The following is a 14037-nucleotide window of genomic DNA, read 5'->3' on the forward strand; positions in this document are numbered from 1 at the left end:
GTACTAGCAGTATTTTCAGGCTATTCAATAAAAAAGCTTATTCAATTATGCTTATGCGTTTAGTTACATTTTCGTTACCATTGCTTATTTCTACAAAATAAACACCCTTACTTTGGGCACTTAAATCAATAGTCAAGTTTTGATTATTAGCTTCTGATTTGCTTTCGTTATAAACAACCTTGCCCAACATATTAAACACTTTCACACTTACTTTGCCATTGCTTTTAAAATTACCAGTTAGGGTAAAGATTCCATTCGAAGGATTCGGATAAATTGCAAAGCCTTCTACTGCTTCTATTCCGTTAGATACTGACAACGGTGAGGTTGTAACATTCACATCATCCACATACAACCAGTTTCCAAAACCACTTTTATTTTGGAAACGAATCTTTGCATGTGATGCACCTTGCAAGGAAGATAAGTTTACGGTTTCAGTTCTCCATTGTGAAGCGCTTGGTACAAATCCTGCAGCCGTTACAAAAGTTCCACCATTGGTAGCAAGACTCCCTTTTCCTTTGCCATATCTTCTTACCCAAGTTTGATCGCAATCCGTAGAAGTAAAAATAATTAACGAATCAGGACTGTTTGCATCGTATTGCGCGTAAGCAACACTAAATGTTAAATAGTAATTTGAGCCACCGGTACTTAAATCAAATGTTGGTGTATTCAATTCATCGATTTGGCCGGCAATACTCGAGCCGCTGTAATTATCCATTCGTGCCGAAAAAGTAGAATTTCCAAAGCCTCCCGGACCAACACGCGTCCAAGTGTTATTGTTATTCGGATTGTTTCGTGTCCATCCTGTAGGAGGAAAGGTAGCATTTTGAAAACCTTCGACATAAGTATTGCCGGATGTAATAGCAATGGATGTTGGTGGATTTACCGTTGTAAAAATTACAGTTACAGAATCATTGGAAGTATTTAAATCGGTAGCACCGTTCGGATTGGATGTATAAATTAAAAAATTATGAAAACCGGGGGTAAGGGTAAGTGCCGGCAAGGTAATTACAGAAGATCCAAGCGAAACAAGACTTCCTGTCCAAGACTGCGTTGCTGCTGTTCCACCATCTAATTCATAATTAATGGTAACTGATTTTAATGTATCCGTACCAAAATTGTTCAGTGTAAATGAAGGAATAATACTGGTAGAACAAGAGGAACCTGTTGTTGGAGAAGTTACAGAGTTAAGCGCAGCATCAACAGTTTGAAGTACTACCGGCACTAAGCCTTGAGAATTAAATAAAGTAGCACGCGGACCGTTAACGGCCGCAGTCATGCGAGTAACCTGACCAATCGAAAACATTTGCATACACGCATCATCAACATAATCCATATAATTCATAAACATTGACCCGGGTGTTGTTCCCGAACAAGATGGACCTCCAAAACCTGCAGGAACATTTGCAACAATTAATGGAAAAGTTGGGCACCCATAGTTTTCTTCCGTTTGTTTTGGTGTATCTGTTACAGCATCATCATCACTTGCACCGCATGCTTGACCATTTGTTCCCCAAATGTGCCTTAAATTTAACCAATGCCCAACCTCGTGTGTGCATGTTCGACCTTTGTTAAATGGCGCACTTGCACCGGTTGTTCCAAAATACTGGTAACCAATTACCACTCCATCTGTTGCTGCAGCTCCTCCCGGTGGTTGTGCATAACCCAAAATACCTGAAACTCCGGCATTATTAATATCTGGAACCACCCATAAATTTAAGTAACTGTTACGATCCCAAGCATCGTGCCCGCCTAGAGAAGTGTATTTAGCTTGATTTAATGTTAAATCGAATGAGCTTATTGTTGTTGGGGTTCTTGTAATACCAGTTGTAGGCAATCCTTGCGGATCACGCACTGCCAGTGCAAATTGAATTTGAGCATCCCCAATCAATGCTTTAAAAGGTGAAGGAACAAGATTGGTATCGCTATTCGTTTTGGAATAATCCTTATTCAACACATCAATTTGTGTTTGTATTCTTGCTGCTGAAAGATTTTGCGAAGGGTTTTTATACAAAATGTGCACTACCACCGGAATTGTTACTAAAGCAGCCGTTTTATTGGCACTTCCACCCTGATTAAGAATATAATTTTGCGTTTGTTGTTCAAGCTGTTGCATACGCAATTCTAAGGAAGGGTCTTTTGCAATTTCAGCTTTAAGGCTTTCCATTGTACCACAACTTCTTTTAGGCGCTTGAGCGGAGCTTGACAAGAAAGCCACTATTCCAAGTGAATAAAGTAAAATTTTTTTCATTTTATAGGTTTGTTATATAACGTCAATAAATATTTGTCAAATGTAAGTTTATCCTTAGTAAACTACAAACCTTTTATAGTAATTTTGACCCTGGTAAAAATCAATTTCGCCTAATTAATTCCTCGTGTCAAAACCAACCATACTTTTAGTAGAAGACGAAAGTCACATCGCACAAACGATACAATTAAATCTAGAGTTTGAAGGCTATGAAGTACAACATGCCGGTGACGGTAAAATTGCCTTGCATAAATTTAAATCCTTTGATTTTGATTTAGTAATCCTTGATATTATGCTTCCTGAAATTGATGGATTAACACTTTGTGATTTATTTAGAGACCAAAACAAAACCATTCCGATTTTAATTTTAAGCGCTCGCAATTCAAGTAGTGATAAGGTGGAGGGACTTAAATTGGGAGCGGATGATTACTTGACTAAGCCCTTTAATTTAGAAGAACTGCTGCTCCGTGTAAAAAATCTGTTAAGGCGAACAGGCTCTTATTCAGAAAACCCTAAAGAACTTTCAGAATTTAGTTTTGATGCATTTCATGTAAATTTTAAAACCTATGAAGTAATTGGGTTAAATGAGCAAAAATTTTTATTGAATAAAAAAGAACTGCTTTTATTAAAGCTTTTGATTGAACGAAAAAACCAAGTAGTTTCCAGAGACGAAATACTCGAAAAAATATGGGAAGTTGAGGCACTACCTACTTCACGAACAATCGACAATTACATTTTGGCTTTTCGAAAATATTTTGAAAGCAATCCCAAAGAACCAAAATATTTTCACTCAATTCGCGGCGTAGGATATAAATTTACCCGTTGACTTTAGCTTTTCTTAAGGCAGCTAAATATATTTTTTTGATGCTATTTTTTTCTTCTTTTTCCATTGCCAATTCTATTTCAGGAATGAGTGTTGCATTTAGCTTGGTTTTTAATTTTAATATTTCTCCTAGCGCGAAAGCCGCACTCCAGCGCACAACAGTACCCTTATGATTGCTTTGCTGCAACAAATGTGGAATTGCATCCGAAATTTTTTTCGGAAACTGAGCTGCAGTATTTCCAATTACCCGCGCTGCTTCCCATTTCACACGTGGCTCCTCATCCGCTAAAGCATGAATAACAAAATCAAAATACTTTCCACTAATTAATTCCGGATTTATTTTGGTGGCCACTTCCATAGCTTCAATACAATTAGCCTTATCAGCAGCTTTTAACTTACTTGCTTCCTTAAGCAATTCCTTCGCATGGAGTTGCCCACTTACTAGCAGCAATGCAATTGTATCCACCTTTTCCTTTGCTTTGATTGCTTTAGTTGATATTAATTCAGTTAAGTTCATACTTGACTTATCTATTGCAAATTTGACTATAAGCACAGTTATCACATACTTTCAAATCAACGGTTTGATTGAAACTTGTTTCCGGGCTTAAAATGGAAGCAATTAGCGTTTTCAACTCTTGCTCAAATTCCAGTAATAGTTGAGCATCCAACTCCTCTTTTTGATTTAGGGACGCAGGCATTAATCCCGCACTCAATTTGCGCAATGAAATTATGCCGCTGACTATTCGTTTATCCTTGTGTAAATCGCCTTTATGAAAAAGATAGGCGTACATAAATAACTGAAAACTTTTATTTTTTTTCACCTCCTGAAGCTCATCCCATGCCTTCAGCTTCAAATCACTACTTTCATTAACCGCTCCTGTTTTGTAATCAATTATCCTTATTAGGTTGTCAATTGAATCAATCCTGTCGATTTTGCCTTTTAGTAAAACAGAATGCTCCCCAATATCAAGGTTATGGGTATACTCCGATTCTAAAGACAAAATTTTTAGTTGTTGATTTTGGGTGTCCAACCATTCAATAAATTTTAATTCCTCGGCTAAAAAAGTAGCCACATATTTCTCAGCCACTTTTAAATTCAATAAATTTTTGCCGCTTTTTAAATCGCCCAATTTAAATTCAGTCCTAAATGCACTCTCAATCTTTTGCGCTGAATCTTGAAACGCTTTCAGAACCGATTCTTGACTTAAATTTTTACCGATAAGAGGAATATAATTCTGTTCTAATACACTGTGAATTACTGTCCCGAATGCAGCCGAATCAAGACTTTCCTCCGGTTCTTCTTTTTCTTTCAATCGTGCTATGTAACGGAAATAAAATTGCAAGGAACAATTGCGATAGGTGTTTAACAAGGAAGGAGATAAACCACTCGAAATTAAGTTTCCTAAGCGCTCCATAACAAACTCATTTTTTTCAACCACAATGTTTTCAGTACCGGTGGAAGCTAGCAAGGGAATTGTGTAAAGTAGTTCTGAAATTTGAACTTGGGAGTTAACCTTTTGCAATTCCTGCTGCAACTGCTTTATGTAGCGACTTCGCTCTCCATTTCCCAATTCATCTGTTTCGGTATTGTAAACCAAATAAATGCTTTGTGCGCATTGAAGTAACCTGTAAAAATGGTATCCAAAAATTGCATCCTTTTCAGCATAAGTGGGCAAACCAAATTTACTCTTCAACTCTAATGGGATAAAGGAATTTTCCTTCTTGCCCACCGGCAATACCCCCTCATTCGCAGAAAGCAGAATAACTGTATCAAAATCCAAAGTACGGGTTTCGAGCATTCCCATGATTTGCAGTCCGTCAAGCGGTTCTCCAACAAATGCAATTTGTTGTGCTTTTATCAATTGATTAAAGATGGTTTGCACTGTTTTTATTTGCCTTAACCCATCAATGGAAGCTGTTTCGGTAAGCGACTGAATGCGCTTTATGGTTTTTGTATAATGAAATAACACTTCGCTATCAAGCGGATCGCTTCCTTGTGTGATTTGCTCTTTTAGGAGAGTAAGCAATAGAAGCAGTGCATCCAAACAATTGCTCACTTTATTATTCCATGGGGATAGCAATACTTTTAAAGCGCTGTGGTCCGCAAACTGAAATGAAGCGAAATACGTTTCAATTTGAGAATAACTTACAAAAAACCAATTTTGCGTTTCGAGAAAGTGTATAAAATCTTGACCCACAAAATGTCCTTGCTCTGTTTTAAAAATTGCAGAAAGACTCGGGTGCAAAAATATTTTTTTTAAATCTCGATAATAATACCGAGCATCCATTCCCTCGTCTTCTTTTGCATACGCCAAGGCATTTTCGTGTAATTGAAAAATAGCTTCCAACAAACCCTGCAAGGAGAGATTGCTTAACGGATAACCCATTGTAACATTATACTTTGCAACCGATTCAGGTATTGCATGCAAAACCGGCATTAGCAAATTTTCATCTGCAAGCACTAATGCATGGCGCTTATAATTTCCATCCGTATTCATTTTGGCCAAGATATCTCCGGCTACTTTTGCCTGACTAACTTGTTGCGCCACTCCGGCAATCACAATTTTTTTTGGAGATTCAGAAAGCGAATTGCTATTCCAAAGAAACTTTTTTTCCTTATTGTATTTACCCAATGTCTCCTTGAATTCACGCATAAACTTGCCGGCTTCCTGATTCGTATCGTTCAGGTAATAATCGTCTGCGTCCCAAACTATATCAGCCATTTCAGCTTCTGCGAGCGATTTTAGAATTTTCCTTTCGGCCGTATTGAGTGCATTAAATCCTGCAAAAATTATTTTATGCCAATTCTTCCTTTGTGCCAATTCCACTGAAGTCTCGGCAACTTTCCGGTACGCAAGTCCGGGGTATACAAGGTTTTTGGAGTTAAGGTGGGCAATAAATTTTGGATAATACTCAGATAATGATTTCCAAAATTTCAAATATTTTTTTTGAAAATCACTTAACGCGCTCCCATCTATATTCCAAAGGGTAATAGCCTTTTCATCACTTAAGTAGTCAAACAATTCCTTAGCGTTTACAAGGTATTGATCCAGTTCATTAAAATCTTGCAACAAGGTGGGAGCCCATTGTAAAAAATCATCGAGCGATTGAGCCTCCGTTTTCTCAATTTCAACATACACCGTATAAAATTCAAAAAGCGTACTTAAACTATCCAGTGATTCAGCATCAGCAAGCTCTGAAATAAAATCTTCGATTGAATATAGTTGCGGCGCCCATACTGGTTTATCAAATACATTTGACAAGTGCTCTTTTAAAAATACCTTGGCTCTTCGGCTCGGCAACACTACACATACCTCGCTCAAATTCTGAGCATAATGAGTATGTATATAAGTAGCTAGTTTCTTTAAAAAGGGCTGCATCAGGGATTTATTACAATTCGTAATTTTACAAAAAAAATAAATGTGGAAGCAAAATATCCGGTTTACCGAAAATACGAGCACAACCGAACCTTCTTTAAAGTGCTCTCTAAAGATGAATTTGAAGAATTACAAATTATTGGACACCACTATTCCATTCACCTGATTAAGGCAAAAATTCTTCCTGACCGGAATTTTATTTATGACCTTACTTTTGATTTTAAATTGCATTGGCTAGAGATTAAGGAAGCTGAATACAGCACTGTTCTAGCTAACTGCGAAAAAAATCTTAAGCGATTGGCTTAGTAATAATTATAGTCTTATAAATTTTAGCTTTGAAAACAACTTAAATAAAAAACACTTCAGCACAACAAAACAGTAATAATTCCGCTTACTTTATCTTTCATTTTGAAACTAAATCAAGCCAGCAATTTCGAACGACTATGAAAAACAAATTTCATGTAATTGGCGCTATGAGCGGAACCTCTTTAGACGGACTAGATTTAGCGTATTGCATTTTTGAAAAGAAAAAAAAGGGATGGAACTATTCCATTCAACAAACGCAATGTATTAAATACAGCACCCCCTTTAGAAATAGCTTGGCCGCATTAGAAACAAAATCAGCTCTCGAATTTGTGAAGGCAGACACTGAATTTGGCCTTTTTACCGGTAATAAAATAAAATCATTTATCGCCAAACATGGCTTAACGGTTGATTTTATTGCCTCTCATGGGCATACTATTTTTCATCAACCACAAAATGGATTCACCTCACAAATCGGAAACGGTGCTGCAATTGCCGCTGCTACAGGACTTACAACCATTTGTGATTTTCGCAGATTGGATGTTGCCCTCGGCGGTCAAGGTGCTCCATTGGTTCCAATTGGCGATCAATTGCTTTTTGGTGAATATGATTACTGCCTTAATTTAGGAGGCTTTGCAAATATATCCTTTCAGCAAAAACGCAATAGAATTGCATTTGACATTTGTCCGGTAAATATTGTTTTAAATAGCTTGAGTCTTGAACTGGGTAAAAACTTCGACAAAAATGGTTCAGTCGCGAAATCGGGCAAGCTCAATAAAGACCTACTTAATGAACTCAATGCGCTTAGTTTTTACGCAAAGCAATTCCCAAAATCACTTGGAAAAGAATGGGTGTTGGATGAAATATTTCCGCTCTTACATCGCTCCAAATTACCAATAGCCGATAAACTCAATACCTTTTGCGAACACATAGCAATTCAAGTTTCGAAGGCAATAAAGTCAAATGCCGGAAAAATTATTTGCACCGGTGGTGGAACATATAACCGTTATTTGATACAACGTATCCAACACCACACGCATGCAACAGTTGTCGTTCCTGAAAAAAAATTAATCGAATTCAAAGAGGCCTTACTCTTTGCATTTTTGGGGGTGTTAAGAAGTACAGGGGAAAAAAATTGTCTGAAATCAGTTACAGGTGCAATTGCAGACAATATAGGAGGTTGTATATATGTATGCTGACAATCCTAAAAATCGTCATCATCAATGTCTAAAGAACCTTCATAATCATCCAAGCCCAAATCATCGTCCAACATATCCAAATCCTCATCATCGAGTTTAGGATTTTTTGTCCGTTTGGGTTCTTTTGATTTTACCGGTTTTAGTTTAGCAGGCTTTCTTAATTCGTCAAAATCTTTGTCGCCTTTCACTTTTGCTTTTTTTGCAGGAACAGTTTTTTTCATTTTGAATTAAAAATGTGAATCACAAATTTGTGACAATTATACAATTTTTGAAAGAAAAAAGTTTCAATTCGTAAAAAAAAATCACTACTAAAAATAGGGAGGCTGTAAGAAGGAGTTTTCTACCTTTGCACAAAATTCAAAAAGCGATGAAGCAATTATTAAAAAAGTTTGAAAATAAGCGACCTCAAATTGTATTCGAATGGAAGGATGTTATGACCGAAGCAGAAGGATGGGTAGTAATTAATTCATTGCGTGGTGGCGCTGCCGGTGGGGGCACCCGAATGCGCAAAGGCTTAGATAAAAGAGAGGTGGAATCGCTTGCGAAAACAATGGAAATAAAATTTACAGTTTCAGGACCCGCTATTGGCGGAGCTAAATCCGGAATTAATTTTGATCCCAACGATGGTCGTAAAAAAGGCGTACTCGATCGCTGGTACCAGGCAGTAACACCCATTTTAAAAAACTACTATGGAACCGGCGGTGATTTAAATGTGGATGAAATTCATGAAGTTATTCCTATCACCGAAAAATATGGCTTGCTACACCCACAGGAAGGTGTAGTTAACGGTCACTTTCGTGCCAATGAAAAAGAAAAAGCAAAAAAAATACAACAGCTGAGAACTGGTGTTAGTTTGGTTATTCAAGATAAAAACCTCTCGCCCGATGTAAGTAAAAAATATGTAGTAGCCGATATGATTACCGGATATGGTGTTTCTGAGTCGGTTCGGCACTTCTATTCTATTTATGGAGGTGAAATTAAAGATAAAACAGTGGTCATTCAAGGTTGGGGCAATGTGGCTTCTGCTGCTGCGTTTTATTTGGCACAACAAGGTGCTAAAATTATTGGAATAGCTGATAAATCAGGTGGTTTAATAAAGGAAGAAGGATTTACTTTTGATGAAATTCGTCACCTTTTCGTTACCAAAAAAGGGAATCAACTGCATGCCGAAAAATTAATTTCAGCAAAAGAAATGGAGAAAAGAGTGTGGGACCTTCCAGCCGAAATATTCGTCCCTGCTGCCGCTTCGCGTCTTGTTACTGCTGAACAAATGGAACGCCTCATGTGCAACAAATTAGAAGTGGTTGCCTGTGGTGCAAATGTTCCCTTTGCTGATTCTGAAATATTCTTTGGCCCTATTGCCGAATATGCCGATTCTAAAATTTCATTAATCCCCGATTTTATTGCAAACTGTGGAATGGCACGTGTTTTTTCTTACCTTATGGGAAATGATGTAACGCTTACAGACACTGCCATTTTTCAAGATACCTCCACCTGTATTTACAATGCATTACGCAAAACATATATTAAAAATTCAACCAAAAAAATAATCACTGAAACTGCTTTTGAAATTGCATTAAAGCAATTGGTTTAATATGGACATTTCTTTTTTAGAATATAACTTTCTTGGCAATAGTATGCGCAGCTATTGTTGGTTTATTGGCATTTTACTGGTGGGAATAATTGTAAAAAGATTTCTATCAAAAGTACTGGCGCAGCTTACTTTTCGACTGGTTAAAAAATATTCATCCGGGGTTGGCTTCGATAAATTTCTGGAATTATTAAAAGCTCCTTTTGGAGTGTTTGTAATTTTAATTTCCTTTTATTTTGCTTTCGACCGCCTCGAATTTCCACAGGAATGGCACTTGGTTACGGAGGAAAAATTTGGTGTGCGCATGCTCATGTTCCGCTCCTTCCAATGTGCCATTGTGCTTTCTATTACTTGGATTTTATTAAGAATTACTGATTTTTTCGGGGTAATATTATTGCACCGCGCCTCCCTCACCGAGTCAAAGGTAGACGACCAATTGGTGCCTTTTGTAAAAGAATCCATTAAGGTTATCATTGCGCTGTTCTCGCTCTTTTTTATTTTAGGTAGTATTTGCAACATTAACATTGCTTCTTTAATCGCCGGACTTGGTATTGGAGGTTTAGCCTTTGCACTTGCTGCCAAAGAATCGTTGGAAAACTTATTGGGTTCCTTTACTATTTTTTTAGATAAACCCTTTGTTGTTGGCGATTTGGTGCAAATAGGAGGAATATCCGGTAATGTTGAAAAAATTGGATTCCGTAGTACCCGAATTCGAACTTTAGATAAAAGTTATGTTACTGTGCCGAACAAAAAAATGGTGGAAGCCGAATTGGATAACCTTAGCCTCCGCACCTTGCGTCGGGTAAAATTTGTACTGAGTTTAAGTTATTCGAATTCGGCGGCAAGCTTAAAAAATTTTATCAGCGACCTTAAAACTTTTATTGCTGAAAACCCACCAACCAGGCAGGAAGGGCAAGTGAGATTATATGAACTAAATAAAAACTCAATCGACCTAATGGTACTTTATTTCATTGATACCATTGAGTACGATTTTTACCTCGACATGCGCGAAATCGTTAATTATAAAATTATGGAAATTGCCGAAAAGCATTCCATCGAATTCGCTAATCCTACTCCAGTGGTGGTGGAAATGAAAAAGTAAGGCGTTCTGCATCTAACAAAACGGGTATTTTCATATAAAAAATAAGTTACTATTTAAATTCAAAGCAGCATTACTGTGTTTATTTCAGCAGGTTAATGCTATCTATAAAACTCAACAATAATCAATACTTTTGTAGTCCACATTTCTCAAATGATAAAAAATAAATTCGTCCCTGCACTTCTTATTACTGCAGCATTGGCAGCCTTAACAATTGGTTATATAAAATCAAACAGCAAAAAACCCATTCGTTACCTTCCCTTTTATGGAGTTCAAAAAGTAGATACGGTTTTAAAAAGTGGTATGTATACTAACGACACTGTTTTTCATGTGGTTCAGGATTTTAGTTTCATAAATCAAGAGGGTAAAAACATTACTCAAAAAAACATGGATGGTTGTATTTATGTAACTGATTTCTTCTTTACAACCTGTCAAAGCATTTGCCCTATTATGAGCACGCAACTTGAAACTGTAGCCCTTGCATTTAAAAATAATCCTACTGTCAAAATCCTTTCCCATACTGTAAATCCCGAAAACGATTCGGTTCCCGTTCTGGCTCAATATGCCGATTTACACCATGCTGATCCCCACCAATGGTATTTTGTTACCGGTGATAAAAAAGAGTTATATAACATTGCACGTACCGGCTATTATTTAAATGCTGAACAAGGTGATGGTGGGCCGGATGATTTTATACATACTCAAAACTTTGCACTCATTGATAAGGAAAAACACATACGCGGATTTTACGATGGCACTAATCCCAAGGAAGTGGAACAACTTATTAGTGACATTCATCTTCTGTTAAAAGAATACGCTTACAAGGAAAAGGGCTCATAATTTTAGTATATTTATCGTATATATTCTCAACTCAACCCAATGAAGTTTCAAAAAATACTCCTTATAATTCTGTTCCTCTATTCAGGCATTTGCAACTGTTTTGCTCAAGTTGTAATTAATGAATACTCTTGTTCCAACACCTCAATTCTTGCAGATAATTTTACGAATTATGAAGATTGGATTGAGTTTTATAACAAAGGAAATGTGGCAGTTAATTTAGCGAACTATCGTTTAACCGACGATGCTGCACTTCCATTAAAATGGATTTTTCCCTCGGTATCAATTCCTGCACAAGGATATCTAATTGTGTTTGCATCCGGCATGGACACTATAGTAGGAACCAATGTACATGCAAATTTTAAATTAACTCAAACCAAAAATGAGCCTATCATTTTTTATGACCCCAGCGGTACTTTTTTAGATTCGGTTATTACTAAACCGGCTCAATCCAATCATTCTCGTGGAAGAAAAACAGATGGTAATTCACTTTGGAGTTTGTTCACTTCACCTACTCCAAAAATCAGCAATGCTGGCGACGATTTGGAATATACTGCCAAACCGGTACTGAGTTTAATTGCCGGATTTTACACTGCTGCAATAAGTGTGAGCATGACTTGCGCATCGCCTAATGCTACCATTTATTATACCGATGACGGAAGCAATCCCAGTCCATCTAGCACAACTTACACCGGCCCAATATCCGTTTCTGCTAATACAGTAATAAAAGCCATATCAATTGACAATGCTGGTGCTGCCCCTCCCAGCTTTATTGAAACGAATACTTATTTCATTAATGAAGTACATGACATTGCAGTAATTTCATTGAGCGGTTCTACTCTTTCAACCTTATTTAGCGGCACTAAAATTAACCCAGTAACTACCTTGGAATATTTTGACAGAAGTGGTGCCTTTAAAGCAGAAGCAACCGGTACTTCCAATGAACATGGAAACGATTCTTGGGCGTATCCACAACGAGGCATCGATTACATCACCCGCGATCAATTTGGATATACCTATGGTGTAAATGCAAAAGTGTTTACATTCAAAAAACGCAAATCCTATCAACGCTTAATTTTAAAACCGGCAGCTAACGACAATTATCCCTTTGAAGGTGCGCCGAATAGTAATTTTTCAGGAGAGTTAGGTGGTGCGCATATTCGCGATGCTTATGTGCATACACTTGCACAACGCGGTAACATGTACCTTGATGCACGCACAAGTGAATCCTGCATAGTATATGTGAATGGTAATTATTGGGGTGTTTACGAAATTCGCGAAAAAGTCGACGATTCCGACTATACCGATTATTACTACAATCAACCCGAAAAGACCTTACAATTTTTAAAAACCTGGGGAGGAACTTGGAGTGAATATGGCGGAACGCAATCCACTACCGATTGGGCTGCTTTTAGAAGCTTTGTTAATTCCAATAACATGGCCGTACCCGCTAATTACAATTATGTAGACAGCGTATATAACGTAAAAAGTTTAACCGATTATTTTATCATAAATTCATACACTGTTTGCACGGATTGGCTCAATTGGAATACATCGTGGTGGAGAGGAAAAAGTCCGGATGGGGAAGCCAAAAAATGGAGATATGCATTATGGGACAATGATGCTACTTTTCAACATTATGTAAATTACACCAATGTGCCGAGCCAAACTCCAAACGCAGATCCTTGCAATGCCGAAAACTTGCCTAATCCGGGAGGTCAAGGGCATACACAAATTATGAAAAAATTGTTGGACAATCCGGATTTCAAACAATACTATGTGAGTCGCTACATCGATTTAACAAATGGTGTGCTCAGTTGCCAATATATGTTGAGTTTGCTCGATAGCATGATTGCCATTATTGCTCCCGAAATGCCTGCTCAAATTGCACGTTGGGGAGGAACTCAAACGCAATGGGAAGCAAACGTTCAAGCTTTAAAAAACTTTATCAGCAGCCGTTGTGTTGGCGTTCAAACGGGTATGAACAATTGCTATAATTTAGATGGTCCTTATACCGTTTGCATGGATGTGGAACCACAAGGAGCAGGTGCAATAAAAGTAAACACGCTAACCTATTCGGTGTTGCCGGATACCGGAACGTATTATGGTGGATTAAAAACTTATTTTTCAGCTCTTCCCAATCCAAACTATCGCTTTGATCATTGGGAAGTTTCGCCTTCAGATACGCTCCATAACTCGGCTTTGGATTCGTCCATTTATATAAACATCAACAAAGATGTTTGCCTCAAAGCATTTTTTACCACCGAAGTGAAACCGGAAATTGAAACAACCATCACCAATGTTTTTTCACCAAATGGTGATGCCGAAAATGATTTATTTATTCCCATTTCTCCCATCCAGGAATTTAATTCTCCCATCGAACTAACTATAACCGATCGCTGGGGAAAAGTAGTTTTTAAATCGGGTGATTTATTACTGGGTTGGGATGGAAAAAACAATGGGCGTGATTGTGAAAATGGCACCTATTATTGGATTGCAAAATATTTTGAAGCGAGTGGTGATGCTAAAACAGAGAAAGGTTTTGTAACGCTCGTAAGATAAA

The 14037-nt window shown here is 37.5% G+C and carries 11 protein-coding genes; 7 read left to right on the forward strand and 4 right to left on the reverse strand.

Features of this window, described 5'->3' with window-relative positions; translation table 11 throughout:
• Nucleotides 1-37 precede the first annotated feature (37 nt).
• Complete coding sequence (locus IPP32_00150; GenBank protein ID MBL0046501.1) at nt 38-2248, reverse strand: T9SS type A sorting domain-containing protein; 2211 nt, start codon at nt 2246-2248, stop codon at nt 38-40.
• A gap of 124 nt (nt 2249-2372) precedes the next feature.
• Between IPP32_00150 and IPP32_00155 the strand changes: the two genes are divergently transcribed.
• Nucleotides 2373-3071, forward strand: a complete 699-nt coding sequence (locus IPP32_00155) for a response regulator transcription factor (protein MBL0046502.1) — start codon at nt 2373-2375, stop codon at nt 3069-3071.
• Here the strand turns inward: IPP32_00155 and IPP32_00160 are convergent.
• Nucleotides 3061-3585 (reverse strand): HEAT repeat domain-containing protein, encoded by a 525-nt coding sequence (locus tag IPP32_00160; protein MBL0046503.1) that lies wholly within the window; start codon nt 3583-3585, stop codon nt 3061-3063. The genes IPP32_00155 and IPP32_00160 overlap by 11 nt on opposite strands.
• A 7-nt stretch (nt 3586-3592) precedes the next feature.
• Complete coding sequence (locus IPP32_00165; protein ID MBL0046504.1) at nt 3593-6448, reverse strand: PD-(D/E)XK nuclease family protein; 2856 nt, start codon at nt 6446-6448, stop codon at nt 3593-3595.
• Nucleotides 6449-6490: 42 nt separating this feature from the next.
• On the opposite strand from IPP32_00165, the gene IPP32_00170 reads away from it, so the two are divergent.
• Both IPP32_00170 and IPP32_00175 read left to right on the forward strand, forming a co-directional pair.
• On the forward strand, nt 6491-6751 hold the full coding sequence (locus tag IPP32_00170; GenBank protein ID MBL0046505.1) for a hypothetical protein: 261 nt from the start codon (nt 6491-6493) through the stop codon (nt 6749-6751).
• 137 nt (nt 6752-6888) lie between these two features.
• Entirely contained in the window at nt 6889-7947 is a 1059-nt protein-coding gene (locus IPP32_00175; protein ID MBL0046506.1) for an anhydro-N-acetylmuramic acid kinase, read from the forward strand.
• A gap of 5 nt (nt 7948-7952) precedes the next feature.
• Here IPP32_00175 and IPP32_00180 read toward each other — a convergent pair whose 3' ends face one another.
• Nucleotides 7953-8168, reverse strand: coding sequence for a hypothetical protein (locus tag IPP32_00180; protein MBL0046507.1), 216 nt, complete (start codon nt 8166-8168; stop codon nt 7953-7955).
• Between the two features lie 146 nt (nt 8169-8314).
• On the opposite strand from IPP32_00180, the gene IPP32_00185 reads away from it, so the two are divergent.
• The 4 genes from IPP32_00185 (at nt 8315) to IPP32_00200 (ending at nt 14036) form a co-directional block, all read left to right on the forward strand.
• Nucleotides 8315-9541 (forward strand): amino acid dehydrogenase, encoded by a 1227-nt coding sequence (locus IPP32_00185; protein MBL0046508.1) that lies wholly within the window; start codon nt 8315-8317, stop codon nt 9539-9541.
• Nucleotide 9542: 1 nt separating this feature from the next.
• Nucleotides 9543-10640: a mechanosensitive ion channel family protein gene (locus tag IPP32_00190; protein MBL0046509.1), complete on the forward strand. Its 1098-nt coding sequence runs from the start codon at nt 9543-9545 to the stop codon at nt 10638-10640.
• A 150-nt stretch (nt 10641-10790) separates the two neighbouring features.
• Nucleotides 10791-11477, forward strand: coding sequence for an SCO family protein (locus IPP32_00195; protein ID MBL0046510.1), 687 nt, complete (start codon nt 10791-10793; stop codon nt 11475-11477).
• Nucleotides 11478-11516: 39 nt separating this feature from the next.
• Complete coding sequence (locus IPP32_00200) at nt 11517-14036, forward strand: CotH kinase family protein (GenBank protein ID MBL0046511.1); 2520 nt, start codon at nt 11517-11519, stop codon at nt 14034-14036.
• Nucleotide 14037 lies beyond the last annotated feature (1 nt).

Source organism: Bacteroidota bacterium, from assembly GCA_016721765.1.
Lineage (GTDB): Bacteria > Bacteroidota > Bacteroidia > UBA4408 > UBA4408 > UBA4408.